Genomic DNA, 26,844 nt, shown 5'->3' with positions numbered 1-26,844 from the left:
GGACAGGGCGTGGGGGATTCTGGAGGTGGGGTGGGGCATCGTGGGTCTCTCGAAAAGGGAAAGGGCCTGGTCAGCAACCGAGGGCGCTGCAAACAATAGCTTTCGCTTTTGGAAATCAAATGATGCAAATGCACCATTCTTGAAACCGCGCGACCGAGCCCCGCGCGCGTCACCGGAACATGGGATGGGCATGCGGCGCCGGGGCTGGAAGACTCCCCGCATGACCTTCACGGCCGGTGTCCCGCGCGACTTCAGCGACCTCCTGTTGCGGCTGTACCGCCTCTCGCACGAGTTGCCCATCGACGCCTTCCAGGACGCCGCGCTCGACCTCCTCAAGCCCGTGCTGCCCTTCGACTCGTCGATGTGGGGTACCGCCACCCGCACCGACCACGGCATCGACATCCACACGATCCACCTGCACAACCAGCCGCTCGAGATGGTCACGGCCTACGAGCAGGTCAAGCACATGGACACGGCCGCCGGCGAGGTGGCCAAGCAGTCGAACGCCACGCTCGCCTTCAATGCGCAGGCGTGGTTCTGCCGCGACGACCAGGCCGAGCTGCGCGACTACGGCCGCCGCTTCGAGCAGGCCAACTTCTTCATCACCTCGGATTCGAACCCGCAGACGAGCTTCGTCCACTGGCTCAGTCTGTTCCGCGCCGACCCGGAAGCCCACGGCACGGAGGAAGAGCGGCAACTGCTCGCCAGCCTCGCGCCGCACGTGATGCAGGCGCTGGCGCTGAACCGCGTGATGCACCTGGACCGCCTCGAGGCGGGCAGCGCGTCGCCCGGCGGCTCGGCCATCGGCGACCTGCGCGGCGTGCTGTACCACGCCGACCGGCTGTTCGAGGCGATGCTGAAGGCCGAGTGGCCGGCCTGGCACGGCCGCACGCTGCCCGATGCGCTGCTGCAGCACTTCCTGCAGGGCCACGCGCGCTTCAACGGGCGCGAGATCGTGGTCACGCACCGCGTCGAGCAGCGCCTGCTGTTCCTCAAGTGCCGCCATCGCTGCCGCGCCGACAGCCTCACGCCGCGCGAGCACACCATCGCCGAACTGCTGGCGCGCGGCGACACCCACAAGGAAGTGGCCGCCATCCTGAACCGCTCGCCGGCCACGGTGCGCAACCACATCCAGTCGATCTACGACAAGCTGCAGGTGGGCAACGTGGCGGGGTTGATCCACGAGCTGCGGCTGGCGGGCTGACGAGCGCCCTGTCCCAAAAGAAAAGGCGCCGATGGCGCCTTTTCTGTTTGAGTCCGCGATACCTCTACTTCGGCCGGATCGCGTCCGCCGTGCCCTGGATGAAGGCCTTGATGCTCTCGATGTCGTCGCCCGAGAGCTTGCCCGTGAAGTCGGGCATGCCGCGCGACATGGCCGGGCCCTTGAGCACGAACTTGTCCAGGTTCTCGATGTAGGCCGGGTCGAGGTAGCCCAGGTTCGGGATGTTGCCGCCGCGGTCCACGCCCGGCACGCCGTGGCAGAACACGCAGTTGCTCACGTACAGCATGGTGCCGGCCTGGACCTTGGCGGGGTCGTACTTCACGCCCTGCACCAGCTTGGCCATGCGGTACTCGACGAACGCGGGCATCTTGGCCGTGCCGCCGACCGCGAAGGTGTAGACCGTGCCCGGGCCCTGGCGCTCGGTGGCGCGCTGCGCCAGGCCGTACACGCCGCCCCAGCCCACGGCCACCGACACGTACTGCTTGCCGTCCACCATGTAGGTCGCGGGCGCCGCCACCACGCCGGTGCCGGTGGGCGTTTCCCACAGCTTTTCGCCGGTCTTCGCGTGGTAGGCCACCAGGCGCCCGTCGGCCGTGCCCTGGAACACCAGGTCGCCGGCGGTGGTCAGCGTGCCGCCGTTCCACGGCGAGGCGTAGTCCACGCCCCAGGCTTCCTTCTGCTTGATGGGGTCCCAGGCCACGAGACGGCCGAAGGGCTTGCTCGTGGGCGGCTCGACGTTGGCGAACTTGCCCAGGTTCCAGCCCAGCGCCGCGTGCGGGCGACCAGGGGCGTTCTCGTCGAACTTCCAGGCCTTGTCGTCCATCAGGTTGATCGGCACGTGCTGGGCCGGCAGGTAGGCCAGGCCGGTCTGCGGGTTGTAGGACATCGGGTGCCAGTTGTGCGCGCCGAACGGGCCCGGGATGCTGTCGCCCGGCTTCTCGTTCTGCCGCGCGGCGGGGACCTCGATGGGCCGGCCGTTCTTGTCGTAGCCCGTGGCCCAGTTGACCGCGACGAAGTTCTTCGCCGAGATGAACTTGCCGTTGGTGCGGTCGATGACGAAGAAGAAGCCGTTCTTGGGCGCATGCAGCAGCACCTTGCGCGCCTTGCCGTTCAGCTTGACGTCGGCCAGGATCATCGACTGCGTGGAGGTGTAGTCCCAGTTGTCTCCGGGCGTCTCCTGATAGTGCCACTTGTACTTGCCGGTGTCGGGGTCGAGCGCGACCACCGAGCCCAGGTACAGGTTGTCGCCGCCCTTGGGGCTGCGCGCCTTGGCCGCCCAGGGCGAGCCGTTGCCGGTGCCCACGTACATCAGGTTGAGCTCGGGGTCGAAGGCGAAGCTGTCCCACGCGGTGCCGCCGCCGCCGGCTTCCCAGTACTTGCCGCTCGGGTCCCAGGTCTTGGCGGCGCGCGCCATCGACTCGTCCTCGAAAGGCTTGCTCGGGTCGCCGGGCACCACGAACCAGCGCCACTTCTGGTCGCCGGTCTTCGCGTCGTAGGCGGTGACGTAGCCGCGCACGCCGTACTCGGCGCCGCCGTTGCCGATGATCACCTTGCCCTTGAACACGCGCGGCGCGCCGGTGATGGTGTAGCTGCCCTTCTGGCCCTCGATGGTGTTCTTCTCCCACACCTTCTGGCCGGTGGCGGCGTCGAGCGCGATCAGGCGGCCGTCGTAGGCGGCCACATAGACGCGGCCTTCGTACAGCGCCACGCCGCGGTTGACCACGTCGCAGCAGCCCCTGAAGCCCTTCGTGCGGTCGACCTGCGGATCGAAGGTCCAGATCTTCTGCCCGGTGCGCGTGTCGATCGCATGCACGATGCTCCACGAGGCCGTGACGTACATGATGCCGTCGACCACCAGCGGCGTGGCTTCCACCCCGCGCGTCGATTCGAGGTTGTACGACCAGACCAGCCCGAGCTGCTTCACGTTGCCGGTGTTCACCTGGTCGAGTTTGCTGAAGCGCGACTCGGCGTAGTCCAGCCCGTAGCTGGGCCAGTCGGGCGTCTTCTTCGCCGCGTTGGCGCGCACGAAGTTGCCGTCGACGCGCTTGGCGGCCGCGCCGGCACGGTCCTGCGGGCTGGCTGCCGTCTGGGCCAGTGCCGGGGCCGCAAGGCCCAGGCACAGCAAGGCGCCCGCAAGCAGGCGCCGCCCGGAAAGAGGCTGTGTCGTTGTCGTCTTCATCGGGGTCTGTCTCCTTCTTCGTTCTGCCCCAAGGATCGTTCGCACGGCATCGGCCTTCACCCCCGGGATTTCCCCAATCAAGCCTTGTTCCATTGCGGAACACATTCGAGAGGGTCCCTGAACCCGAAAGAGGCGGCGAACCCATGGCGCTCGACAGGCTCGGCACGGCGGATGCGCCGCGCCAACTCTTTGCCAGCACGCCGGCGCAGCGCGTGGCGCTGGCGCGGCAGCAGTTTTTCGAAGAAGGCGTGCGCCCCTCGGGGCTGGTCGGCGAGGCGGTGATCCAGTCGTGGATGCGCTGCAGCCGCACCCACGCCGACCGGCAGCGCGTGGTGGCCTTCGACGCCGTCACGCCCAGCCGGCTGCACACCACGCTCGCGCGCAACCGCGAGCTGCTCGACGTGGCGCGGCACGAGCTCGTGCAGATGGAGCACATGCTCGCGGGCACCGACTGCCGCGTGATCCTGACCGACCGCGACGGCGTGGTGGTGCATGTCACGAGCCAGCCCGCCGGCACGCACCAGCCCGTGCTGCGCCAGACCGCACGCCTGGGCGTGAACATCTCCGAGCGCGTCGTGGGCACCACGGCGCCGGGCATCGTGGCCAGCACCGGGCAGGCCTGCACCGTGGACGGCGCCGAGCACTACTACGACGTGCTGTGCCACATGCAATGCGCCGCGGCACCGATCCGCGACGTGAGCGGCCGGCTCGCGGGCGTGCTCGACCTCACGGTGGAGGCGCGGCGCTTCGGCTTCGACGCGGCCTCGATGGTGGCGCTGCACGCCACCATCATCGAGAACCGGCTGCTGCAGGCGCAGTCGCGCGACCACCTCATCCTGCGCTTCCAGGCCAGCCCCACGTTGCTGGGCACGCCGCTCGAGGCGCTCGCGGGCATCGCGCCCGACGGCACCATCGCGTGGCTCAACAACGCCGGCGCGCGGCTGCTGGGACGGCTGCCCGAGGCCCCCGACGACCGCGACGTGGAATGCCTGCTGGGCCACGACCTCGCGAGCCTGCTGCGGCTGGGCCGGCGCGAGGCCGCGCAGCCGCTGCGGCTGGCCAGCGGGCTCGGCGTGTGGATGCAGGCGCAGCTCAAGGGCGCGGACGGCGCGGACTTCCGGCATGCGGTGGCGATGCCCGACATGGCGAGCGCACAGGCCGAGGCGCCCGTGGCGATCGACGTGCAGGCGCAGCAGCCCGTGGCGCTTGCACCCGCCAGCGAGACACCACCCACCGAAACCCTGCGCGAGCACAGTCGCAAGCTGATCGAGGACACGCTCGCGGCGCACGGCGGCAACGTGTCGCAGGCGGCGCGGCAGTTGCGCGTGTCGCGCGGCACGCTGTACCGGCGGTTGCGCGGCTGGCGCGACGACGACAGCAACGCGGTAGCGGACTGACGGTTCAGGCGCCGGCGCGGGCCAGTGCGCGCGCGCGGCGCGCCTTCGCATCGGGCTGCAGCGGCCGCAGGTAGTCGTGCAGCGCCAACGCCGCCGCCCCCACCGCGGGCGCAAGCGCTTCGTAGCGCGCCGTGCGCAGTTCCGGCGCAGGCATGCCGGCACGCTCCGCATGGCCCTTCACGCCTTCGAACGCGGCCTGCGCGAACTCCGGATGCTCCGCGCAGACCTTGCCCCCGAGCACGATCGCGCGCGGGTTGAAGGTGACCCACAGGTTCTGCAGCAGCACGCCGAAGAACGCAGCGGCGCGCGCCATGTCCGCGCCCTCGCGTGCCAGCACGCGCGAGCCGAAGAAAGCCTCGGCGCAGCCGCGCCGGCCGCACGAGCACAGCGGCCCGTCCAGCTGCAGGATGGTGTGGCCGATCTCGCCGGCCATGCCTTGCGCGCCGGTGAAGAGGCGGTCGTTCAGCACCACGCCCGCGCCCACGCCGACGTCGCTGTTGACGAAGATCAGCGGGTCTTCGCCCTCGCCCGCCGCGAACTCGTACTCGCCGAGCGCGGCGGCATCGGCGTCGTTCTGCAGCTGCACGGTGACGCCCGGCAGGCCCGCCGCGGCCAGCGCCTTTTCGAGCGCGGGCAGCAGGTTCACGTTGCGCCAGCCGAGGTTGGGCGCAAAGCGGACCACGCCCGTGCAGTCGTCCACCGCGCCGGGCACGCACACGCCGATGCTCGACAGGCGCAGGCCGCGCTGGTCGAGCTGCGCGTGCGCCGCCGCCGCCATGCGCGCGACCTGTGCGCACACGCGGGCGGGCTCACCGTCGTCCAGCGGCTCGGCCTGCGCGTGCAGCACCTCGCCCTGCAGCGAGACGCACACCAGGCGCAGCGTTTCGACGGCGATCTCCACGCCCATCAGCGCGCGCACGCCGACGTTGATGCGCAGCGGCGTGGACGGCCGCCCGAGCCCGTCGGCCACGGCGGCACCCGATTCGCTGAGCCAGCCTTCGTCGAGCAGCTCGCGCACCAGCAGGCTCACGGTCGACTTGGTGAGTCCGCTTTCGCTCGCGAGGCGCGCACGCGACAAGCCCGGCTGCGCGCGCAGCAACCGCAGCAGCACGCTGCGGTTCAGGCGCTTGAGCAGCTGCTGGTCGCCGATGGTCTTCATGCCGCTGCGGTGGCCGCGGTTGCGGCGTGGTGCGCCTGTTCGCGTCCCTCGGGCCGCTTGCCGGCAATGATCATCCCCAGCACTTCGTCCTCGGTCACGTCGGCCGTGCGGTAAGTGCCCACGAGCTTGCCGTTCTTCATCACCGCGAGCCGGTCGCTCAGCGAGAACACGTCGGGCATGTCGTGCGTGATGAGGAAGATGCCGACGCCGTCGTCCTTCAGCTGCTTGACGAGGCGCCCGACCATCGCCGTCTCTTCGGGGCCGAGCGCGGCGCAGGGCTCGTCCATGATGAGGATGCGCGCGTTGAAGTACAACGCGCGCGAGATCGCCACCACCTGCCGCTGCCCGCCCGACAGGCGCCGCACCGGGATGCGGATGTTGGTGAAGTTCTTGTTCAGGCGCTGGAACACCTTGCGCGCCTGCACTTCCATGAAGTGGTCGTCCAGCGTGTTCCACGCCGTCATCTTCTCGCGACCCAGAAAGAGATTGGCCACCGAGTCGAGGTTGTCGGCCAGCGCGAGCGTCTGGTAGATGGTCTCGATGCCCTGCGCCTGCGCCTCGGCAGGCGTGCGGATGTGGACCTTCTCGCCGGCGATGAGCGTGTCGCCCGAATCGATCGGGTAGGCGCCCGCGAGCATCTTCATCAGCGTGGACTTCCCCGCGCCGTTGTGGCCCAGCAGCGCCACCACTTCGCCGGGGTAGAGGTTGATGCTCACGCCGTCCACGGCCTTCACGCCGCCGAAGGCCTTGCGGATCTCGCGCAGCTCGACCAGCGGTTTTGTCTTGTCGATGTCGGCCATGTCAGTTCTCCCCGAACTTGCGGCGATAGAGCACGTCGAACACCACGGCCACGATCAGCACCTGGCCGATGATCACCATGCGCTTGCCGATCGGCACATCGAGCAGCAGCATGCCGCTGTCCAGCGACTGCATGATGAGCGCGCCCAGCACCGAACCGAAGATCGAGCCGCTGCCGCCCGCCAGCGCCGTGCCGCCGATGACGGCCGCCGCGATCACGTACAGCTCCATGCCCGTGCCCAGTGAGTTGGTGCCCGCGTTGAGCCGCGCGATCGACACGATGGCCGCCACCGTCACCAGCACCGCCAGCAGCGCGAACAACATGAGCGTGACGCGCTGCACCGGAATGCCCACCAGCGCCGCCGCGTCGGGGTTGCCGCCCATCGCGAACACATAGCGCCCGAAGCGCGTGCGGTGCACGATGAACGACAGCACGATCGCCACCGCCGCCCAGATCAGCACCGGGATCGGAATGCCCTGCGGCTCGCTCTTGGACGAGATCTGGTAGCTGTTCATCACCCAGGCGAAGCCGACCACCACCGCCACCGGCACGGCCGTGAGCAGCACGTCGAGCCACAGCGCCTCGGTCGGCATGTCGTAGCGCTGGCGCGCGCGGCGCTTTTGCACCATGCGCCCGAACAGCACCAGCGCCACCAGCCCCGCGAGCACCCAGCTGGCCGTGACGCCGATGCCGCCGTCGTAGCCGCCGCCCAGGCGCTGGAAGAACTCGTCGTTCACCGGCTGCGTCTTGCCGTCGGCCACCAGGAAGGCCGCGCCGCGAAACGACATCAACCCGCCCAGCGTGACCACGAACGACGGCACGCCCAGCACCGCCGTGAGCCAGCCCTGGTAGATCGACACCAGCAGCGCCACCGCGAGCCCCGCGAGGCAGGCCGTGGGCCACGACCAGCCCGAGGTGTATTGCAGGTAGGCAATGAGCACGCCGACGAAGCCCATCACCGAGCCCACCGACAGGTCGATGTGGCGCGCCACGATGATCAGCACCATCACCGTGGAGACGATGCCGACCACCGCCGTCTGCTGCGCGACGTTGTAGAGGTTCTCGGGCGAGAGGAACACGCCGCCCGACATGATGCTGAACGCCACCGCCATCACGGCCAGCAGCACGCACATCAGGAGCAGGCGCAGGTCGATGCCGGTGCGGCGCCACCAGCCGGGTGTTGGATCGCTCATTTTTTTCAAGCCCCCTCAGGACGGACTACAGGTGCGCAACCGCCCACCGGCAGGCGCCCTTGCGGGTCGGCCGGAAGCTGCGTTGCGAAGAGATGGAGCGGCGCGTTCTGCCGTTGAGAAAAGGGGCCGAACGCGCCGGTGGTTGCGGCGTTACTTGCAGGCCGCGGGCGCGCTCGCGCCCGAGACGCCCTTGCACAGCTCGTCCTTCTTGATCCAGCCGGCCTTGACGATCACGTCGAGGTTGTCGCGCGTGATCGGCACCGGCGTCAGCAGGCGCGAGGACAGCGAGAGCTTCTTGGCGCCGCCGGCCCAGGGCGCGGCCTTCTCGACCGGCTTGCCCGCTGCCAGCGACACTGCCGCCGTGGCGGCTTCGCGGCCGAGCTCGCGCGAGTCCTTCCAGATGGTCGCGGTCTGCGTGCCCAGCGCCACGCGGTTCAGCGCGGCGAAGTCGGCGTCCTGGCCCGACACCGGAATGCCGCGCAGGCCCTTGGCCGTGAGCGCCGCCACCGCGCCGCCCGCCGTGCCGTCGTTGGCCGCCACCACCGCGTCGACCTTGTTGCCGTTCTTGGTGAGGATCTGCTCCATGTTCTTCTGCGCGACCTCGGGCTTCCAGCCTTCGGTGTACTCGTCGCCGACGATCTTGATGTCGCCCTTCTTGATGGAGGGCTCGAGCACCTCTTGCTGGCCGGCGCGCAGGAAGTCGGCGTTCGGGTCGCTCGGCGAGCCCTTGATGATCACGTAGTTGCCCTTGGGCTTGACCTTGAGGACTTCGCGCGCCTCCATGCGCCCGACCTCGACGTTGTCGAAGGTGATGTAGAACACGCCGGGCGCCTCGATCAGCCGGTCGTACGCCACCACCGGCACCTTCTGCCGCGTGGCCTTGGTCACGGCGGGCAGGATCGCGTCCTTGTCCATCGCCAGCACGATGAGCGCCTTCGCGCCCTTGGACATCAGCCCCTCGATGTCGCCCAGCTGCTTCTCGGGCGAGCCGCCCGCGTCGGCGCTGATGTACTTCGCGCCGAGTTTCTCGAGCTGCGCCTTGATCGCGGCCTCGTCGGTCTTCCAGCGTTCTTCCTGGAAGTTGGACCAGCTCACGCCGACCACGGTCTGCGCCATCGCGCCCACGGCCGTGAGGCCAAACGCCAGGGCGGCCAGGGTGTGTTTCGTTGTCAGTTGCATCGGTGTCTCTCCTCAGAACGGTGTGCCGGGGTAGTTAGTTTGAGTGGCGAACTAACTATCCCATCGGCGGGGGGTTCCGGGCACCCGGGAATTCCCGGACGGAAAGGGATTCGCCGCAGGGACAAATTTTTGTTGCACGAAGCTACGATCAATTTCAAACCACAGGGAGGAACTAGCGCCATGGCGAATTTGCATATTGATTGGCAGAGGCCGATCCAACTTCCGAAAGTCCCGCGCAAGAGCAGCCTGATTTTTGACACGAGCGACGTCCCGAACGTGCCCGGGGTCTACGTCTTCTTCGTGCGCATCGGCACCAACACGACCCGTGTGGTCTACGCCGGAAGCTCCGCCAAACTTCAGAAGCGGTTGACGGGGCACCAGAACAATCACAAGTTGATGATGGCGTTGCTCTCCCATAAAGGCAGCTGCTTCATGGTGCCGGGCGTCTTCAAGGCATTGCGGGGTCAAGTGGCCGGCAGGTGCATCAAGACCATCGAGCGTGTATTGATCCGCTCCTTCCTAGAAGACGGGCATCCGTTGATCAACGTCGCGGGCACCCGTATCAGTACCGAGTACGTCGTGTCGACGCTGCCGCCGGGCACGCGGTTCGTCCAGGAGAGCATCGGGTTCGAAAAGCGCAAGCCGAAATGAATGCGGTGCAGGCTTCGGCCGTCTACGGCCTTCCACAGGCGCGACATCGGTTCTACGCCTGGGCCGCTTGTCGAGCGGCACAGGCAGGCTCCGCGAAAGCCAAACGCTCCGAGATGATGCGTGCACTCGAAACCTGCGGAGTTGTCACCTACCTCGCGCAACCGACACATGAGCCCATCGAGCAGAGCGCACTCGACTTGCTGTTCTACGACTGGGTGGAAGCGGCCATGCGCACGTTGGGGCATGAGTTCGGAAAACCGGTGTCCTTCGGCATCGCGGCCAAGCTGATTTCTGTCTACGCCAAGGGCATTTACGTTCTGCATGCGGGCCCCGACTGCAAATTGGCCGAACGGCTCCATCCACCGATCGATTCACTGCTACTCAAAGGCATTGACGCGCGCTTCGGCACAAAGCACGCGAGCAGCTTCAAATGGCAAAAACTGGATAGAAGCAGGTACATCGCGCTGATCACCCAACTCCGGCATCAAGTCGCCGACCGTCCGTTCTGGCACCTCGAAGAACACTGGGAGCCCTAGGCAGCGGAGCTGCCGATCACGGCATCTGCTTTGTCAGAGGGGTGATTTTGAGCCCCCGAAAAAAACCCATACCGATTGACCATGCCATGCAGCGCCCCCGCGGATACAAATGGAAAACTCTGGGGACAGTTTCCGGACAAGCCCCCTGTTATCCACAGCGGGAGCGACCTCGCCCAAGTTGTTCCTGTTTTGATAGCACCGCGAAAGCACAGGAGCACACAGTGTCCGGGGTGTGACAAGTTGTTGTCAGGCAAGGGAAAAAGTGCCCTGTCCACAGGGCGGGTTTACCCTTATCTACTACTACTAACTTAAATAAGAAGAATAAATAGAGAAGAGAGCAGGAAGCCCGCGCCCGAAAGAGAGGCCGGGCGGGGGGTCGAAGGGTTAGCCCGGTAGGTCGAATCCGTCTCGGTTGATACGATTTTTCTCAAAGCGCCGATTCCCAGGGCGTTGGAGACAAGATGGACTCGAGCAACCCCCCAGGCGCCGGCGAGGCGCTGTACCGCGTCATGGTGCGCATCCGTGCCTTCGAGAACGCCGCCGAGACCGCCAGCCAGGGCGGGGTCAGCGCCTACGGCCAGCAGGCGGGCGGCGCCGCCAAGGTGCGCGGGCCGCTGCACCTGTCGACCGGGCAGGAAGCGGTGCCGGCGGGCGTGTGCGCCCACCTGCGCGCGAGCGACTACCTCACCTCCACGCACCGCGGCCACGGCCACACGCTGGCCAAGGGCGCGGACCTCACGCGGATGATGTGCGAGCTGTTCGGCAAGGCCACGGGCTTCAACGGCGGCAAGGGCGGCTCGATGCACATCGCGGACTTCTCGGTGGGCATGCTGGGCGCCAACGGCGTGGTCGCGGCGGGCTTGCCGATCGCCGTGGGCGCGGCGCATGCGCAAAAGCTCTTGAAGCGAGGCGACGACATCACGGTCTGCTTCTTCGGCGACGGCGCGATCAACCGCGGCCCGTTCCTCGAAGCGCTGAACTGGGCCCGCGTGTACGACCTGCCCGTGCTCTTCGTCTGCGAGGACAACCGCTGGAGCGCCACGACCGCGAGCGGCCCGATGACAGCCGGTGACGGCGCTTCGGCGCGCGCCGCGTCGATGGACATCGCGGCCACGCAGGTCGACGGCAACGACGTGTTCGCGGTGCATGCCGCCGCCGCACGGCTGGTGGCCGAGGTGCGCAGCGGCGCGGGGCCGCGCCTGCTGCACGCGCTCACCTACCGCGTGAAGGGCCATGTGTCGGTCGACCTCGCGGCCTACCGCGACCCGGCCGAGCTGGCCGCCGCGCTGGAAACCGACCCGATCGCGCGCGCCCGCGGCCACCTGCTGGACACCGGCGTGGCCGCCGCGACGCTGGACGCCATCGAGAACGCCGCGCGCGACGAGGTGGACACGGCCCTGGCCGTGGCCGACGCGGCGCCCTGGCCCGAAGCCGGCGCCGCCTTCACCGACGTGCAGACCACGGGAGCAGGTCAATGGCTGTGACGACGCTGAGTTATTCCGAAGCCGCCGTGCGCGCGCTGCAGCAGGAGATGGACGCCGACCCGTGCGTGGTCGTGCTCGGCGAGGACGTGGGCCGCGGCGGCATCTTCGGCCAGTACAAGGGGCTGCAGCAGCAGTACGGCGCCGAACGCGTGATCGACACGCCGATCAGCGAGGCTGCGATCATGGGCGCCGGCGTGGGCATGGCGCTCGCGGGGCTGCGCCCCGTGGTCGAGATGCGCGTGGTCGACTTCGCGCTGTGCGGCATGGACGAGCTGGTGAACCAGGCCGCGAAGAACCGCTTCATGTTCGGCGGCCAGGGCCGCGTGCCGCTGGTGGCGCGCATGCCGGGCGGCATCTGGGACGCGTCGGCGGCGCAGCATTCGCAGTCGCTCGAGGCCTGGTTCGCGCACCTGCCGGGCGTGGTGGTGGTGAGCCCGTCGACACCCCAGGACAACCACGGCCTGCTGCGCGCGGCGCTGCAGTGTGGCGACCCGGTGGTCTACATCGAGCACAAGACGCTGTGGGGCGTGCGCGGCGAGGTGGACGACACGCTGGCCGTGCCGCTGGGCCAGGCGGCGCGCGTGCGCGAGGGCAACGCGCTCACGCTGGTGAGCTGGAGCAAGCAGATGCAGCCTTGCGCCGCGGCCTGCGACGCGCTGGCGGCCGAGGGCATTGCGGTGGACCTGATCGACCTGCGCACGCTGTGGCCCTGGGACCGCGAGACGGTACTGTCGTCGTGCGCGCGCACGGGGCGGCTGCTGGTGGTGCACGAGGCGGTGCAGGCGGCGGGCTTCGGCGCCGAGATCGCCGCGAGCGCGGCCGAGGCCACGGGCTGCCGCGTCGCGCGGCTGGGCGCGCCGCGCATTCCGGTCGGCTACGCGCCGGTGCTGGAGGCGCAGTCGCGCGTCGGCGTGGACGCGATCGTGGCGGCGGCGAAGAAGCTGGCCGGCTGAACCACAAAAGCACGAACGGCCATGGACCCGCTCTTCTTCAAGCTGGTGCGGGTCGTCAACCTCACGGCGCGGCCGTTCCATGAGCGCGTGGGGCGCGAGCACCAGCTCACGCTGAACGAGTGGCGCGCGATGGCCGTGCTGGCCGCGCAGCCGGGGCTCAGCGCCACGCAGGTCGCCGACCTCACCGGCCTGGACAAGATGGCCGTGAGCCGCGCGCTGGCGGGCCTGAAGCGCCACCAGCGCGTGCAGCGCCGCAGCGACCCGACCGACCAGCGCTGCAGCCGCCTGTACCTCACGGCGACCGGCAAGGCGCTGCACGCCACCGTCGGCGCGCTGGGCCGGCAGCGCGAGGCCGAGCTGTTCGCGGGCGTCGATGCGAGCGAGCTGGCCCGCCTGAGCGACACGCTCGACACGCTGATCCGCGCGGTGGAGCGCGCGCCCGACCCCGGCGCCACCGATCAGACGGTGTAGCCGCCGTCCACGCTCAGGTTGGCGCCGGTGACGAAGCCGCCGTCCGGGCCCACGAGGTAGGCGACCATGCCGGCGATTTCTTCGGCGCGGCCGTGGCGCGGCAGCACCATCACGTCATGCATCGAGGCCGCGCGCGGACCGGTGGCGGGGTTCATGGCGGTGTCGATGGGACCGGGCTGCACGTTGTTCACGGTGATGCCGCGCGCGCCCAGGTCGCGCGCCAGGCCGCGCGTGAGGCCGACGATGGCGGCCTTGCTCATGGCATAGACGCTGGCACCCGCGTCCAGCACGCGCTCTGCGTTGATGCTGCCGATGTTGACGATGCGACCCGTGCCGTCGCCCATGTGGCGCGCAGCGGCCTGGACGGCCACGAAGGTGGCGCGCACGTTGACGTCGATGGTGCGGTCGAAGTCCTCGAGCGAGAAGGTGTCGAGCTCGCCGCCGAGGTACACGCCGGCGTTGTTCACCAGGATGTCGAGCCGCTCGAAGGCGCGTGCGCCCTGGGCAATGGCGGCCGTCAGCGCGGCGGCGTCGCCGGCGTCGGCGCGGATGGCCAGCGCACGACCGCCGGCGGCCTGGATCTGGCCGGCGAGCTTGTCGGCCTCGGCCTGCGCGCTGACGTAGGTGAAGGCCACGGCCGCGCCGTCGCGGGCCAGCCGGCGCACGATGGCGGCGCCGATGCCGCGCGAGCCGCCGGTGACGAAGGCGACCTTGCCGGCCAGGACGGGGGAAGAGGAGGAGGAGGACACAGAGGTGGAAGCCATGATTTTTCCGATCGGGTGGAGGAGGAAGGCCTTCAGTGTCGGAATTCCATTCCCTTTGCGGTAGCCATCAATCGGCCCGATCAGATTCAACCCAAAGTTGAAGATGAACGCCAGAATGGCGGCATGGAACCGCTCAATCACCTCGAATCCTTCGTGCAGAGCGCCGAAGGCGGCAGCTTCTCGGCGGCCGCGCGGCGCCTGGGGCTCACGCCCGCGGCGGTCAGCAAGAACGTGGCGCGGCTCGAGGCGCGGCTGGGCGTGCGGCTGTTCCAGCGCAGCACGCGCCGGCTCACGCTGACCGAAGCCGGGGAGCGCTTCCTGGCGCAGGTCGGCGGCGCGCTGGCCACGCTGCAGGACGCGGTGGCCGGCCTCGCGCAGGACGACGGCCAGCCCTCGGGCACGCTGAAAGTGAGCATGGGCCAGGCCTTCGGGCGCGAGCACGTGCTGCCGTTCATGGGCGACTTCCTGGCGCGCTACCCGGGCATCGTGCCCGACTGGCATTTCGACAACCAGCAGGTCGACCTGGTCGGCGAGGGCTTCGACGCGGCCATCGGCGGCGGCATTGCGCTGTCGCCCGGCGTGGTGGCGCGCGAGCTGGCGCGCATCCACGTGGTCGCGGTGGCGGCGCCGGCCTACCTGGCGGGGCGCGCCCTGCCCGTGCACCCGTCCGAGCTGGCGCGCTTCGACGTGCTGCTGCGCCGCTCCTCGCCCACGGGCCGGCTGCGGCCGTGGACGCTGCGGCATGCGAGCGGCGAGGAAACCATGGTCGACCTGCCGGCGCGCCCGCGCGCGATCTTCAACGACCCCGAGGCGATCGCGCAGGCGGCGCTGCTGGGGCTCGGCGTGGCGATGCTGCCGATGCCCTTCGTGGAACGCGGCCTGCGCAGCGGCGCACTGGTGCGGCTGCTGCCCGAGTGGTACCAGGATTCGGGCGCCGTGTGGATCTACTACCCGAGCAAGAAGCTGCTGCCGCCCAAGACGCGGGTGTTCGTCGACTTCGTGCTGGCGCGCTTTCGCGAGGCGCAGTTCGCGCAGCGGATGCAGGTGGGCTGAGCGGCGATGTCCATCGAAGGCCGGGGTTTTTACTCGCGACGCCTTTGGCGCCCCCCTGTACAAAGGCGCGCATGACTTCCATCTCCCGCTCTTCTTCTTCCGTCACTTCATCCACCCGCCGCTTCGCGCTCGTCGCCACGGCGGCGGCCACCCTTGCGCTGCTGGGCGGCGCGGCACACGCGCAGGCCACCTGGCCGACCAAGCCGGTGCGCATCGTCGTGCCCTTCGCGGCCGGCGGCACCACCGACATCCTGGCGCGCGCGGTGGCGCCCGAGCTCTCGAAGGCCTTCGGCCAGCAGTTCATCGTGGACAACCGCGCGGGCGCCGGCGGCAACGTGGGCGCCGAGATCGTCGCGCGCTCGGCCAACGACGGCTACACGCTGCTGATGGGCACGGTGGGCACGCACGGCATCAACCGCGCGCTGTACCCCAAGCTCCCCTTCGACCCGATCAAGGACTTCGTGCCGATCACCCTGGTGGCCGCCGTGCCGAACGTGATGGAGATGAACGCGGAGAAAGCCAAGTCGCTGAACATCCGCAACGTGCAGGACTTCCTCAAGTACGCCAAGGCCAACCCGGGCAAGCTCAACATGGCCTCGAGCGGCAGCGGCACGTCGATCCACCTGGCGGGCGAGCTGTTCAAGAGCATGACGGGCACCTTCATGACGCACATCCCGTACCGGGGCTCGGGCCCGGCGCTGCTCGACCTGGTGGGCGGCAGCGCCGACCTGATGTTCGACAACCTGCCTTCGTCGATGGCGCAGATCAAGGGCGGCAAGCTCACGCCGCTGGCCGTGACCAGCGCCCAGCGCTCGCCCGCGCTGCCCGATGTGCCGACGGTGGCAGAAGCCGGCGGCCCCGCGCTCAAGGGCTACGAGGCGAGCTCATGGTTCGGATTGCTGGCGCCGGCCGGCACGTCGCCGGAGATCGTGAACCGCATCCAGCAGGAAGTCGCGAAGTCGCTGGGCACGCCGGCGATCAAGGAAAAGATGCTGGCCCAGGGCGCGATCCCGAGCGGCAATTCGCCGGCGGACTTCACGAAGCTCATTGCGAGTGAGCACGTGAAGTGGGCGAAGGTCGTGAAAGACTCCGGCGCGAAGGTGGACTAACCCCCAGTCTTCGCGCACTTCGTGTCGCTACGCCAACCCCCTTGCAGGGGGCAACACCTGCGGCCCGGCAAAGCCGGTTCCGCGGTGTTCCTCGAAAAGACAGGGTGACTTGCTGAGGTCGGGGCTCAGGTCCCCCAGGTCACATCCTTGCTCTCGGCCTGCGAGTCCTTGAGCATGTGCAGCAGCGGCGCGGCGCGCTGGTGCAGGCCGACATGCTGTTTCTCGGCGTCGGCGTCATGGCCTTCGACGACGTGTTCGTCGTGGTTGTGCGGCGCGGGCTTGCTGCTTTCGAGCGCCAGTGCGGCTTCGAGGGCAGCGATGGCGCCGGGGATCTGCTCGACCGTGATGATGCCCTGCGGCGCGGCCGGCTTGCCGACGATGTCGAGCAGCTGGCGCGCATGCACCTCGAGCATCACGAAGTCTGGGGCGGCCCGGGATTTGAAGCGGTAGAGCATGGGTGGTGTCCTCACTTATTTGTAGATGTAGTCACGGGCAAAAGGGTACACCGATTGCGCACCGCGCAAGGCACCGTGTTCGACCTTGCCGTCGGGCTTGGTCGACAGCATCTGGTGCAGCGAGATCCAGCCCTGCTCGAAGCTCATCGCCGAGCCCGCGAGGTACAGGCGGTAGGCGCGAAGGATGCGCTCGGCGTTCTCGCCCTGGCGCCCGCCGCTGCGGCCCAGCACTTCGCGCGCGGCATCGAGCTGCGCCTCGAGGGCGTCGGACCACGCCCACAGCGTGCGCGCGTAGTGCGGGCGCAGGCTCTCGGTGTCGACCATCTCCAGCCCGGCCGCTGCGGTCTCGCGCAGCACGTGCGTCACGTGCAGCAGCTCGCCGCCGGGGAAGATGTATTTCTCGATGAAGTCGCCCATGCCCGCGCCGAGCTGGCGGTAGTTCAGTTCGCCCGAGGTGATGCCGTGGTTGAGCACCAGCCCGCCCGGCTTGAGCAGCGTGTGGATCTTGTGGAAGTAGGTCGGCATGTTGGCCGCGCCCACGTGCTCGAACATGCCCACCGACGAGATCTTGTCGAAGGGCTGGTCGTCGGGCAGCTCGCGGTAGTCGCGCAGCTCCACGCGCACGCGGCCCTGCAGGCCTTTTTCCTCGATGAGCCGCTGCACATGCGCATGCTGGTTCTTCGACAGCGTGATGCCGGTGGCGTCCACGCCGTAGTGCTCGGCCGCCCACAGCAGCAGCGCGCCCCAGCCGGAACCGATGTCCAGGTAGCGCTCGCCGGGCTGCAGCATGAGCTTGCGGCAGATGTGGTCGAGCTTGGCCTCCTGCGCCTGCGCCAGCGTGAGCTCGGGCGTGCGGAAGTAGGCGCATGAATAGACGCGGCGCGGGTCCAGCCACAGCGCGTAGAAATCGTCGGAGACGTCGTAGTGGAACTCGATCTGCGCGGCGTCCTTGCGCAGCGAGTGCGAGCCGCGCGACTTGGCGCGGCGCTGCAGGCGGCTCCACCAGGTGGTGTCGGTCTCGGCCGGGTTGCCAGGCAACAGGCCAACGGTGGCGTCGATCAGGTCGCGCATGGCGCCCTCGATCTGCACCTTGCCTTCGACGTAGGCCTCGCCGATGGCCCCGACCTGCCGGCCGGCCAGCTTGGCCAGCACCGACCACTCCTTGAAAGCCAGCGTCACGCGTGAACCCGCCTGGGCGACCCGGCGCCCGTCGGGCAGCTCCAGTGCGATGGGCACGGGCAGCGAGGCCAGCTGCGACTCGATCTTGGGTATCAAGTGTTGCATGGGGCCATGGTATTGATTTTTCCAAGAATTTGCATGACATCGCGCAGCCGCGCGCGCCGGGAGCCTCTGCAGAGAAGCCCTCGTTGACAACAGATTGTTTATGCCTAAACTATTCAACCATGAACAGCTTGACCTCCCCCCGCCTCGCGCCCGCCTCGGACCTCCAGCGCATCCTGTGCATCGGTGGGGGTCCAGCCGGCCTGTATTTCGCCCTGCTGATGAAGGCCCGCAACCCGGCGCTGCAGATCACGGTGGTCGAACGCAACCGCCCCTTCGACACCTTCGGCTGGGGCGTGGTGCTCAGCGACCAGACGCTGGGCAACCTGCGCGAGGCCGACGGCCCCACGGCCGCGCTCATCGGCAACGAGTTCCACCACTGGGACGACATCCAGGTCTTCTTCAAGGACCGCCAGGTGCGCTCGGGCGGCCACGGCTTCTGCGGCATCGGCCGCAAGCGCCTCTTGAACATCCTGCAGGAACGCTGCCTTGAGCTCGGCGTGGAGCTGGTGTTCGAGACCGACGCCACCGACGACCAGGCCATTGCCGCGCAGTACAAGGCCGACCTCGTCATTGCCAGCGACGGCCTCAACAGCCGCATCCGCCAGCGCTATGCCGACGTGTTCAAGCCCGACATCGACCTGCGCAACTGCCGCTTCGTCTGGCTGGGCACGCACCAGACCTTCGACGCCTTCACCTTCGCCTTCGAACAGACCGAGCACGGCTGGTTCCAGGCGCATGCCTACCAGTTCGACGACAAGACCTCGACCTTCATCGTCGAGACGCCCGAGGCCGTGTGGAAGGCCCACGGCCTGGACCAGATGGAGCAGCCCGAGGCCATCGCCTTCTGCGAGAAGCTGTTCGCCAAGTACCTGGGCGGCCATTCGCTCATCAGCAACGCCACGCACCTGCGCGGCTCGGCCAACTGGATCCGCTTTCCGCGCGTGGTGTGCGAGCGCTGGACGCACCGCATCGACGTCGAGGGCCGCTCGGTGCCCGTCGTGCTCATGGGCGACGCCGCGCACACGGCGCACTTCTCGATCGGCTCGGGCACCAAGCTCGCACTGGAAGACGCGATCGATCTGGCCAACGAATTCGCGCAGGGCGGCACCGTCGACCACGTGCTCGAGGGCTATGAAGCACGCCGCAGCGTCGAAGTGCTGAAGATCCAGAACGCCGCGCGCAACTCCACCGAATGGTTCGAGAACGTGCCGCGCTACACGGGCATGGAGATCGAGCAGTTCGCCTACTCGCTGCTCACGCGCTCGCAGCGCATCAGCCACGAGAACCTGCGCGTGCGCGACACGCAATGGCTCGGCGGCTACGAGCAGTGGCTGGCGGGCGGCAAGGCCGTGGCGCCGATGCTGATGCCGCTGAAGGTGCGCGGCCTCGAGCTCAAGAACCGCATCGTGGTCTCGCCGATGGCGACCTACAGCGCGGTCGACGGCGTGCCGCAAGATTTCCTGCTGGTGCACCTGGGCGCGCGCGCGCTCGGCGGCGCCGCGATGGTGTGCGTCGAGATGACGAGCCCGACGCCCGAGGGCCGCATCACCCCGGCCTGCACGGGTCTGTACAACGACACGCAGCAGGCCGCGTTCAAGCGCATCGTCGACTTCGTGCACACGCAGTCCAGCGCCAAGATCGCGATGCAGCTCGGCCACAGCGGCCCCAAGGGTTCGACGCGCGTGGGCTGGGAAGGCACCGACGAGCCGCTCGAGAGCGGCAACTGGCCGGTGCTTGGCGCGAGCGCCCTGCCCTACGGCGAACAGAACCAGCTGCCGGCCGCGATCACGCGCGCCGAGATGGACACGCTGCGCGACCAGTTCGTCGACTCGACACGCCGCGCCGTCGAGTGCGGCTTCGACTGGCTCGAGCTGCACTGCGCGCACGGCTACCTGCTGTCGGCCTTCATCAGCCCGCTCACCAACCAGCGCACCGACGAGTACGGCGGCGACATCGCAGCGCGCTGCCGCTACCCGCTCGAAGTGTTCCGCGCGATGCGCGCCGTGTGGCCGGCCGACAAGCCGATGAGCGTGCGCATCTCGGCCCACGACTGGGCGCCCGGTGGCAACACCGATGCCGACGCCGTGGTGGTCGCGCGTCTCTTCAAGGAGGCCGGCGCCGACTTCATCGACGTGTCGTCGGGCCAGACCACGCGCGATGCCAAGCCCGTGTACGGCCGCATGTACCAGACGCCGTTCGCCGACCGCATCCGCAACGAGGTCGGCATCTCGACCATCGCGGTGGGCGCCATCACCGACGCCGACCAGGCCAACAGCATCATCGCGGCCGGCCGCGCCGACCTGTGCGCCGTGGCGCGCCCGCACCTGGCCGACCCCGCCTGGACGCTGCACGAAGCCGCCAAGCTGCAAAGCCGCGACGTCGACTGGCCCAAGCAGTACCTGAGCGGCCGCGACCAGATGTACCGCGAGATCGCCAAGCAGCAGCAGATGGCCGCGGCCACCGCTGCCGCAGGCCGCGCGGCCGACGCCGAAGAGACACACTGACATGGACCTCGAAGCACGCGCCCACAGCGAGCACCCCGAGGCGCTGCGCCTCTGGCTGCGCATGCTCACCTGCACGCAGCTGGTGGAAAAGCAGGTGCGCAACGGACTGCGCGCGCAGTTCGCCACCACGCTGCCGCGCTTCGATCTCATGTCGCAACTCGAGCGCTCGCCCGACGGCCTGAAGATGAACGAGCTCTCGCGTCGCATGATGGTCACGGGCGGCAACGTCACCGGCATCACCGACCAGCTCGTGACCGAAGGGCTGGTGGAGCGCATCAACGTCGAGGGCGACCGCCGCGCCTGGCGCGTGCGCCTCACGCCGCGCGGCCGCAAGCTCTTCAACGAGATGGCGCAGCAGCACGAAGACTGGATCGTCGAGGCTTTCTCGAGCCTCAACCCCAAGGAGATCGCGCAGCTTCACAAGCTGCTCGGCAAGGTCAAGCAACATTCCCACAGCAGCCAATTGGCGGAGACCGCATGAAGCACTACATCGGCGCAAGCAATCCCATGCGCGCGCAATTCGAACCCAAGGCCGACTACCAAGCCGAGCACTTTGCCTGGCGCTACGAAGCCGGCGTCGGCACCATCACGCTGAACCGCCCCGAGCGCAAGAACCCGCTGACCTTCGACTCGTACGCCGAACTGCGCGACCTGTTCCGCGCGCTGACCTACGCAACCGACGTGAAGGTGATCGTCGTCACCGGCGCCGGCGGCAACTTCTGCTCGGGCGGCGACGTGCATGAAATCATCGGCCCGCTGACCGGCATGCGCATGCCCGAGCTGCTCGAGTTCACGCGCATGACGGGCGACCTCGTGAAGGCCATCCGCAACTGCCCGCAGCCGATCGTCGGCGCGATCGATGGCGTGTGCGCCGGCGCCGGCGCGATGATCGCGCTGGCCTGCGACCTGCGCTACGGCACGCCCGCCACGCGCACCGCCTTCCTCTTCACCCGCGTGGGTCTGGCCGGTGCCGATATGGGCGCCTGCGCACTGCTGCCGCGCGTGATCGGCCAGGGCCGCGCCTCGGAACTGCTGTTCACCGGCCGCGCCATGACCGCCGACGAAGGCCAGGCCTGGGGCTTCTTCAACGCACTGCACGACAGCGCCTCGCTGCTCGACGCCGCCACCAAGGTCGCGCGCGACCTGGCCGAGGGCCCGAGCTTCGCGCACGGCATGACCAAGACCATGCTGTCGCAGGAATGGTCGATGACCATCGACCAGGCCATCGAGGCCGAAGCGCAGGCACAGGCGATCTGCATGCAGACCGAAGACTTCAAGCGCGCCTACGAGGCCTTCGCGGCCAAGCGCAAGCCGGTGTTCGGCGGAGACTGACGCGCATGATGACCAAGATCCCCGCCCCACCGTCGACCGCGCACCTCGCGCTGCCGTTCTTCGACGACGCGCACCGCGCGCTCGCCAACGACCTGCTGCCCTGGTGCGCCGCCCAGGAGATCGATGAGCGCGACGACCGCGCCGCCTGCCGCGAATGGGTGCGCCGCCTCGGCGACGCCGGCTGGCTGCGCTACGCGGTGCCCGGCAGTGCCGGCGGCGCGCTCGAGCGCCTCGATTCGCGCGCGCTCGTGCTGCTGCGCGAAACGCTCGGCTACCACTCGCCACTGGCCGACTTCGCGTTCGCGATGCAGGGCCTGGGCAGCGGCGCGATCACGCTGGACGGCACACCCGAGCAGCAGTCGCAGTACCTGACGGCCGTGGGCCAGGGCAAGAAGATCGCGGCCTTCGCACTCAGCGAACCCGAGGCCGGCTCTGATGTGGCAGCGATGGCGATGCGCGCCGAGCCCACCGCCGACGGCTGGCGCCTGAACGGCGAGAAGACCTGGATCAGCAACGGCGGCATCGCCGACTTCTACTGCGTGTTCGCCAAGACCGACCCCACGGCCGGCACGCGCGGCATCACGGTGTTCATCGTCGACGCGACGACGCCGGGGCTCGACACCTCGGCCCACATCGACGTGATGGCGCCGCACCCGCTGGCCACCCTGCGCTTCGACAACTGCGTCGTGCCGCGCACGGCGCAGCTGGGCACGCTGAACGGCGGCTTCAAGCTCGCGATGCGCACGCTCGACATCTTCCGCGCGTCGGTGGCCGCGGCCGCGCTCGGCATGGGACGCCGCGCGCTCGCCGAAGCCATCGCGCATGCCAAGGGCCGCCGCATGTTCGGCCAGACGCTGGCCGACTTCCAGCTCACGCAGGCCAAGCTCGGCGAGATGGCCGCGCTGATCGACAGCGCCGCACTGCTCACCTACCGCGCCGCCTGGATGCGCGACGACGCCGAGCGCCGCGGCGCGCCGGCGGTCGGCGACGTGTCGGCGGCTGCGGCCATGGCCAAGATGTGCGCCACCGAGAACGCGAGCCGCGTGATCGACATGGCGCTGCAGATGCATGGGGGACTCGGCGTGAAGGTCGGCACCAAGATCGAAAGCCTGTACCGGGACATCCGCTCGCTGCGCATTTACGAAGGCGCGACGGAAGTCCAGCAACTGATCATCGGCAAATCCGTTTTGCGGGGGTGAAACCGTGTCTGCCCAAGTCGATCGCTTCGTTCATGACCGCCTGCCGCCTGCCGCGCAGCTGCCGGTCTTTCGCTACGACCTGCCCGAACTGCAGTTCCCCGACCAGCTGAACCTGGTCGAGGAGCTGCTGGACAAGGCGGTCGCCAAGGGCTTCGGCGACCGGCCGATGCTGCGCTCGCCCGCCGGCGTGCTCACCTACGCCCAGGCGGGCGTCGAGGTGAACCGCATCGCCCAGGTGCTGGTCGAGGATCTCGGGCTCGTGCCCGGCAACCGCGTGCTGCTGCGCGGCGGCAACTCGGTGTGGATGGCGCTCTCGTGGCTCGCCGTGGTCAAGGCCGGGCTGATCGCGGTGGCGACCATGCCGCTGCTGCGCGCCAAGGAGCTGGGCGAGATCATCGAGAAATCGCAGCCCGTGGCCGCGCTGTGCGAAGGCCGCCTGCTCGAGGAGCTGGTGGCCGCGCAGCAGGCGCACCCCGTGCTCGCAACGGTGATTGCGTTCAACCAGCCCGACGCGCCCGATTCGCTGTCGGCCCGCGCGGCAAGCAAGAGCGGTGTGTTCCCCGCCTGCCCCACGGCGGCCGACGACATCGCGCTGCTGGCCTTCACCTCGGGCACCACGGGCAAGCCCAAGGCGCCCGTCACCACGCACCGCGACGTGGTCGCCATGTGCCAGACCTGGCCGCGCCACGTGCTGCGCGCGCGCAGCGACGACATCGTGGTCGGCACGCCGCCGCTGGCCTTCACCTTCGGGCTCGGCGGCTTGCTGGTCTTCCCGATGTGGGCCGGTGCGTCGGTGTACTTTCCCGAGGGGGCCTTCTCGCCCGAAGCGCTCGTGAAGCTCATCAACGAGGTCGGCGCGACCATCTGCTACACCGCGCCCACCTTCTATCGCCAGATGGCGCCCTTCGTCCGGCAGCACGGGGCGCCGAGCCTGCGCATCTGCGTGAGCGCAGGCGAGGCGCTTCCCGACGCCACGCGCCAACTCTGGAAGGAGACCACCGGCATCGAGATGCTCGACGGCATCGGCGGCACCGAGGTGTTCCACATCTACATCTCGGCCGCCGGCGACGAAGTGCGCCGCGGCGCCGTCGGCAAGGCGGTGCCGGGTTTCACGGCCAAGGTGGTCGACGACCAAGGCAACGAAGTGCCGCGCGGCACGGTCGGCAAGCTGGCGCTGCAAGGCCCGGTCGGCTGCCGCTACCTCGACGATCCGCGCCAGGGCGACTACGTGAAGAACGGCTGGAACTACCCCGGTGACTCCTTCGTGCAGGATGACGACGGCTACTTCTTCTATCAGGCGCGTGCGGACGACATGATCATCACGGCCGGCTACAACGTCGGCGGCCCGGAAGTGGAAGACGCGCTGCTCAAGCACCCGGCCGTGGCCGAGTGCGGCGTGATCGGCAAGCCCGACACCGACCGGGGCATGATCGTGAAGGCCTTCTGCGTGCTCAAGCCCGGCAACACCGGCGACGCAGCGATGGTGAAGGCCCTCCAGGACCACGTGAAAGCCACCATCGCCCCCTTCAAGTACCCGCGGGAGATCGAGTTCGTGACGGCGCTGCCGCGCACCGAAACCGGCAAACTCCAGCGCTTCAAATTGAGACAACTCAACAGCAACACACCATCATGACGAACAAACTCATTCAGCCCCCGGGCTGGCTGCCCCCGAAGGGCTATGCAAACGGCATCGCGGCGCGCGGCACCCAGGTGTTCGTCGGCGGCCAGATCGGCTGGAATGCCCAGCAGCAGTTCGAATCCGACGACTTCATCGACCAGTGCGGCCAGGCGCTGCGCAACATCGCCGAGGTGCTGCGCGAAGCCGGTGCCGGCCCTGAGCACATGGTGCGCATGACCTGGTACGTGACGGACCGCGACGAGTACAGCCGGCGCCTGTCCGAACTCGGCCCGGTCTACCGCGACGCCCTGGGCCGCAATTTCCCGGCCATGACCTGCGTGCAGGTGGCGGCGCTGGTGGAGCACCGCGCGAAGGTGGAGATCGAGGTGACGGCGGTCATTCCGGACTGATCCTGCGCTTGAGCTGCGCGTCAGCGCAGTCTTCAGGCGTCGCTTGCCGCGCACGTTCTCGAAACCGGCCTCTTCGCGGGGCGGGTCCAGAAACAGAAAAGCCCTCTTCGCGAGGGCTTTTTTGTGCCGAATTTCGACCAGGAATTTCCAAAAGAATTCGGCTAAAGAAAAAGGCCCTTTGATTTCTCAAAGGGCCTTTTAAATTGGTTGCGCGAGCAAGATTTGAACTTGCGACCTTTGGGTTATGAGCCCAACGAGCTACCAGGCTGCTCCATCGCGCGGCAAGTATAAATTATAGCTTATTCAGCGGCGTTTTGCTCAGCGCCAGCATCTTTAATTTCAGCACGGTCGACCAGTTCGACGAGCGCCATCGGGGCGTTGTCGCCCACGCGGAAACCCATCTTCAGGATGCGGGTGTAGCCGCCCGGACGCGCTGCGAAACGCGGGCCGAGTTCGCCGAAGAGCTTGACGACGCTGTCGCGGCTGCGCAGGCGGTCGAAGGCCAGGCGCTTGTTGGCGAGCGTGGGCTTCTTGGCCAGGGTGATCATCGGCTCGATGACGCGGCGCAGTTCCTTGGCCTTGGGGACCGTGGTCTTGATGACTTCGTGCTCGATGAGCGAATTCATCATGTTCTGCAGCATCGCGAGGCGGTGCGAGCTGGTGCGGTTGAGTTTGCGGAGTCCGTGTCCGTGACGCATGGTGCTTTCCTTTACTTTATAAAAACAGACAGCCGTGTCAGGTACTGTCCGGTGCACTGGCCCTTTTCAGGGGGCCGATTTCTCAAAAATTCAAATCAACGCTTGTCGAGACCAGCCGGCGGCCAGCTTTCGAGCTTCATGCCAAGGGTGAGACCGCGCGAGGCGAGCACTTCCTTGATTTCGTTGAGCGACTTGCGACCCAGGTTCGGAGTCTTGAGCAGCTCGTTCTCGGTGCGCTGGATCAGGTCACCGATGTAGTAGATGTTTTCGGCCTTCAGGCAGTTGGCCGAACGCACCGTCAGTTCGAGTTCGTCGACAGGGCGCAGCAGGATCGGATCGAATTGCTGGGCGCTGCGCGGTGCGGGTGCATCGAATGCAGCGAGTTCGCCGCCTTCGAGCTGCGCAAACACGGCGAGCTGCTCGACCAGGATTTTAGCCGATGCGCGAACGGCATCTTCGGCGCTGATCGCACCGTTGGTCTCGATCTCGACCAGCAGCTTGTCCAGGTCGGTACGCTGTTCGACACGGGCGCTTTCGACGGTGTAGCTCACGCGCTTGACGGGCGAGAACGATGCGTCGAGAACGATGCGGCCGATCGACTTGGTCGGCTCGTCCGCGTAGCGGCGCATCGTGCCGGGCACGTAGCCGCGACCCTTTTCGACCTTGATCTGCATGTCGAGCTTGCCGCCTTGCGACAGGTGCGCGATCACGTGGTCAGGATTGATGATCTCGACGTCGTGCGGGGTCTGGATGTCCGATGCGAGGACCGGGCCTTCGCCGTCCTTGCGCAGGCTCAGCGTGACTTCGTCGCGGTTGTGGAGCTTGAACACCACGCCCTTGAGATTCAGCAGGATGTTGACGACATCTTCCTGCACGCCGTCGATCGACGAGTACTCATGCAGAACGCCAGCGATCGTGACTTCGGTGGCCGAGTAGCCGACCATGGACGACAGCAGAACGCGACGCAGCGCGTTGCCGAGCGTGTGGCCGTAGCCGCGCTCGAAAGGCTCGAGCGTGACCTTGGCCTTGTTGGCGGCAAGTTGCTCGACCTGGATGGTCTTGGGTTTCAGCAGGGTGGTTTGCATGCAGACTTCCTCTCAATACCCCCGGCTCGTTACACCGGTAAGGCTGGTGAAGCGCCTGATCCGCAACAGAGTGCGGAGCAGGAACGTGAACAACAATATCAATCTCCCGC

Annotated in this window: 25 protein-coding genes and 1 tRNA gene; 15 read left to right on the top strand and 11 right to left on the bottom strand. The window is 68.1% G+C overall.

The window, feature by feature from the left end; all coding sequences use genetic code 11:
• Positions 1–220: 220 nt before the first annotated feature.
• Positions 221–1,204, top strand: a complete 984-nt coding sequence (locus tag AC07Y4_RS09705) for a helix-turn-helix transcriptional regulator (RefSeq protein ID WP_062473909.1) — start codon at positions 221–223, stop codon at positions 1,202–1,204.
• 64 nt (positions 1,205–1,268) lie between these two features.
• Here AC07Y4_RS09705 and AC07Y4_RS09700 read toward each other — a convergent pair whose 3' ends face one another.
• Entirely contained in the window at positions 1,269–3,401 is a 2,133-nt protein-coding gene (locus AC07Y4_RS09700) for a PQQ-dependent dehydrogenase, methanol/ethanol family (RefSeq protein WP_062473911.1), read from the bottom strand.
• Between the two features lie 143 nt (positions 3,402–3,544).
• On the opposite strand from AC07Y4_RS09700, the gene AC07Y4_RS09695 reads away from it, so the two are divergent.
• Entirely contained in the window at positions 3,545–4,798 is a 1,254-nt protein-coding gene (locus tag AC07Y4_RS09695; RefSeq protein WP_487847496.1) for a helix-turn-helix domain-containing protein, read from the top strand.
• Between the two features lie 4 nt (positions 4,799–4,802).
• Here the strand turns inward: AC07Y4_RS09695 and AC07Y4_RS09690 are convergent, their stop codons facing one another.
• From AC07Y4_RS09690 to xylF, 4 genes are all read right to left on the bottom strand, one after another.
• Positions 4,803–5,957, bottom strand: a complete 1,155-nt coding sequence (locus AC07Y4_RS09690; RefSeq protein WP_487847497.1) for an ROK family transcriptional regulator — start codon at positions 5,955–5,957, stop codon at positions 4,803–4,805.
• Positions 5,954–6,757 carry an ATP-binding cassette domain-containing protein gene (locus AC07Y4_RS09685; RefSeq protein ID WP_095747145.1) on the bottom strand — a complete coding sequence of 268 codons (804 nt, stop codon included), beginning with the start codon at positions 6,755–6,757 and terminating at the stop codon, positions 5,954–5,956. Before AC07Y4_RS09685 ends, AC07Y4_RS09690 begins: the two co-directional genes overlap by 4 nt.
• Position 6,758: 1 nt before the next feature.
• Positions 6,759–7,949, bottom strand: coding sequence for a sugar ABC transporter permease (locus tag AC07Y4_RS09680; protein ID WP_095747146.1), 1,191 nt, complete (start codon positions 7,947–7,949; stop codon positions 6,759–6,761).
• Between the two features lie 150 nt (positions 7,950–8,099).
• Complete coding sequence (gene xylF / locus AC07Y4_RS09675) at positions 8,100–9,122, bottom strand: D-xylose ABC transporter substrate-binding protein (RefSeq protein ID WP_435533354.1); 1,023 nt, start codon at positions 9,120–9,122, stop codon at positions 8,100–8,102.
• A 186-nt stretch (positions 9,123–9,308) separates the two neighbouring features.
• Between xylF and AC07Y4_RS09670 the strand changes: the two genes are divergently transcribed.
• The 5 genes from AC07Y4_RS09670 (at position 9,309) to AC07Y4_RS09650 (ending at position 13,223) form a co-directional block, all read left to right on the top strand.
• Entirely contained in the window at positions 9,309–9,779 is a 471-nt protein-coding gene (locus AC07Y4_RS09670) for a hypothetical protein (RefSeq protein ID WP_062473923.1), read from the top strand.
• Positions 9,776–10,315: a hypothetical protein gene (locus tag AC07Y4_RS09665; protein WP_487847498.1), complete on the top strand. Its 540-nt coding sequence runs from the start codon at positions 9,776–9,778 to the stop codon at positions 10,313–10,315. Before AC07Y4_RS09670 ends, AC07Y4_RS09665 begins: the two co-directional genes overlap by 4 nt.
• 461 nt (positions 10,316–10,776) lie before the next feature.
• On the top strand, positions 10,777–11,799 hold the full coding sequence (locus tag AC07Y4_RS09660; RefSeq protein WP_487847499.1) for a thiamine pyrophosphate-dependent dehydrogenase E1 component subunit alpha: 1,023 nt from the start codon (positions 10,777–10,779) through the stop codon (positions 11,797–11,799).
• Complete coding sequence (locus AC07Y4_RS09655) at positions 11,790–12,752, top strand: alpha-ketoacid dehydrogenase subunit beta (RefSeq protein WP_487847500.1); 963 nt, start codon at positions 11,790–11,792, stop codon at positions 12,750–12,752. The genes AC07Y4_RS09660 and AC07Y4_RS09655 overlap by 10 nt, the downstream gene beginning before the upstream one ends.
• A gap of 21 nt (positions 12,753–12,773) precedes the next feature.
• On the top strand, positions 12,774–13,223 hold the full coding sequence (locus AC07Y4_RS09650; RefSeq protein ID WP_487847501.1) for a MarR family winged helix-turn-helix transcriptional regulator: 450 nt from the start codon (positions 12,774–12,776) through the stop codon (positions 13,221–13,223).
• On the opposite strand, the gene AC07Y4_RS09645 is transcribed toward AC07Y4_RS09650, so the two are convergent.
• Positions 13,211–13,987, bottom strand: coding sequence for an SDR family oxidoreductase (locus AC07Y4_RS09645; RefSeq protein ID WP_487847502.1), 777 nt, complete (start codon positions 13,985–13,987; stop codon positions 13,211–13,213). The genes AC07Y4_RS09650 and AC07Y4_RS09645 overlap by 13 nt on opposite strands.
• A 123-nt stretch (positions 13,988–14,110) precedes the next feature.
• Here AC07Y4_RS09645 and AC07Y4_RS09640 point away from each other — a divergent pair, with 123 nt between their 5' ends.
• Positions 14,111–15,040 (top strand): LysR family transcriptional regulator, encoded by a 930-nt coding sequence (locus AC07Y4_RS09640; RefSeq protein WP_487847503.1) that lies wholly within the window; start codon positions 14,111–14,113, stop codon positions 15,038–15,040.
• Between the two features lie 71 nt (positions 15,041–15,111).
• Positions 15,112–16,149 carry a Bug family tripartite tricarboxylate transporter substrate binding protein gene (locus AC07Y4_RS09635; protein WP_487847504.1) on the top strand — a complete coding sequence of 346 codons (1,038 nt, stop codon included), beginning with the start codon at positions 15,112–15,114 and terminating at the stop codon, positions 16,147–16,149.
• 125 nt (positions 16,150–16,274) lie between these two features.
• Here the strand turns inward: AC07Y4_RS09635 and AC07Y4_RS09630 are convergent, their stop codons facing one another.
• The gene (locus AC07Y4_RS09630; RefSeq protein WP_070062980.1) at positions 16,275–16,604 is read right to left on the bottom strand and encodes a DUF1840 domain-containing protein; all 330 of its coding nucleotides are present in this window, start codon (positions 16,602–16,604) and stop codon (positions 16,275–16,277) included.
• A gap of 15 nt (positions 16,605–16,619) precedes the next feature.
• Positions 16,620–17,888, bottom strand: a complete 1,269-nt coding sequence (locus AC07Y4_RS09625; RefSeq protein ID WP_062474832.1) for a class I SAM-dependent methyltransferase — start codon at positions 17,886–17,888, stop codon at positions 16,620–16,622.
• 119 nt (positions 17,889–18,007) lie between these two features.
• Between AC07Y4_RS09625 and AC07Y4_RS09620 the strand changes: the two genes are divergently transcribed.
• From AC07Y4_RS09620 to AC07Y4_RS09595, 6 genes are read left to right on the top strand one after another with little or no spacing between them, the layout of a single operon-like run.
• Complete coding sequence (locus tag AC07Y4_RS09620; protein ID WP_487847505.1) at positions 18,008–20,392, top strand: bifunctional salicylyl-CoA 5-hydroxylase/oxidoreductase; 2,385 nt, start codon at positions 18,008–18,010, stop codon at positions 20,390–20,392.
• Between the two features lies 1 nt (position 20,393).
• Positions 20,394–20,873, top strand: a complete 480-nt coding sequence (locus tag AC07Y4_RS09615; RefSeq protein ID WP_101491458.1) for a MarR family winged helix-turn-helix transcriptional regulator — start codon at positions 20,394–20,396, stop codon at positions 20,871–20,873.
• The gene (locus AC07Y4_RS09610) at positions 20,870–21,724 is read left to right on the top strand and encodes an enoyl-CoA hydratase family protein (protein WP_487847506.1); all 855 of its coding nucleotides are present in this window, start codon (positions 20,870–20,872) and stop codon (positions 21,722–21,724) included. Before AC07Y4_RS09615 ends, AC07Y4_RS09610 begins: the two co-directional genes overlap by 4 nt.
• A 5-nt stretch (positions 21,725–21,729) precedes the next feature.
• Positions 21,730–22,923, top strand: a complete 1,194-nt coding sequence (locus AC07Y4_RS09605; protein WP_139700616.1) for an acyl-CoA dehydrogenase family protein — start codon at positions 21,730–21,732, stop codon at positions 22,921–22,923.
• Positions 22,924–22,927: 4 nt separating this feature from the next.
• A complete protein-coding gene (locus tag AC07Y4_RS09600) occupies positions 22,928–24,556 on the top strand; it encodes an AMP-binding protein (RefSeq protein ID WP_487847507.1) in 1,629 nt (542 codons plus the stop codon).
• Positions 24,553–24,951: a RidA family protein gene (locus tag AC07Y4_RS09595; RefSeq protein WP_056576966.1), complete on the top strand. Its 399-nt coding sequence runs from the start codon at positions 24,553–24,555 to the stop codon at positions 24,949–24,951. Before AC07Y4_RS09600 ends, AC07Y4_RS09595 begins: the two co-directional genes overlap by 4 nt.
• A 204-nt stretch (positions 24,952–25,155) precedes the next feature.
• Here the strand turns inward: AC07Y4_RS09595 and AC07Y4_RS09590 are convergent.
• From AC07Y4_RS09590 to AC07Y4_RS09580, 3 genes are all read right to left on the bottom strand, one after another.
• Positions 25,156–25,232, bottom strand: a tRNA-Met gene (locus tag AC07Y4_RS09590).
• Between the two features lie 18 nt (positions 25,233–25,250).
• On the bottom strand, positions 25,251–25,649 hold the full coding sequence (rplQ, locus tag AC07Y4_RS09585) for a 50S ribosomal protein L17 (RefSeq protein ID WP_056576970.1): 399 nt from the start codon (positions 25,647–25,649) through the stop codon (positions 25,251–25,253).
• A gap of 95 nt (positions 25,650–25,744) precedes the next feature.
• A complete protein-coding gene (locus AC07Y4_RS09580) occupies positions 25,745–26,734 on the bottom strand; it encodes a DNA-directed RNA polymerase subunit alpha (protein ID WP_056576973.1) in 990 nt (329 codons plus the stop codon).
• Positions 26,735–26,844 lie beyond the last annotated feature (110 nt).

It is taken from the genome of Variovorax sp. GW460-12-1-14-LB1, from assembly GCF_059423605.1.
The sequence above is the reverse complement of the archived record's forward strand: the minus strand, read 5'-3'. Positions and strand labels throughout refer to the sequence as shown.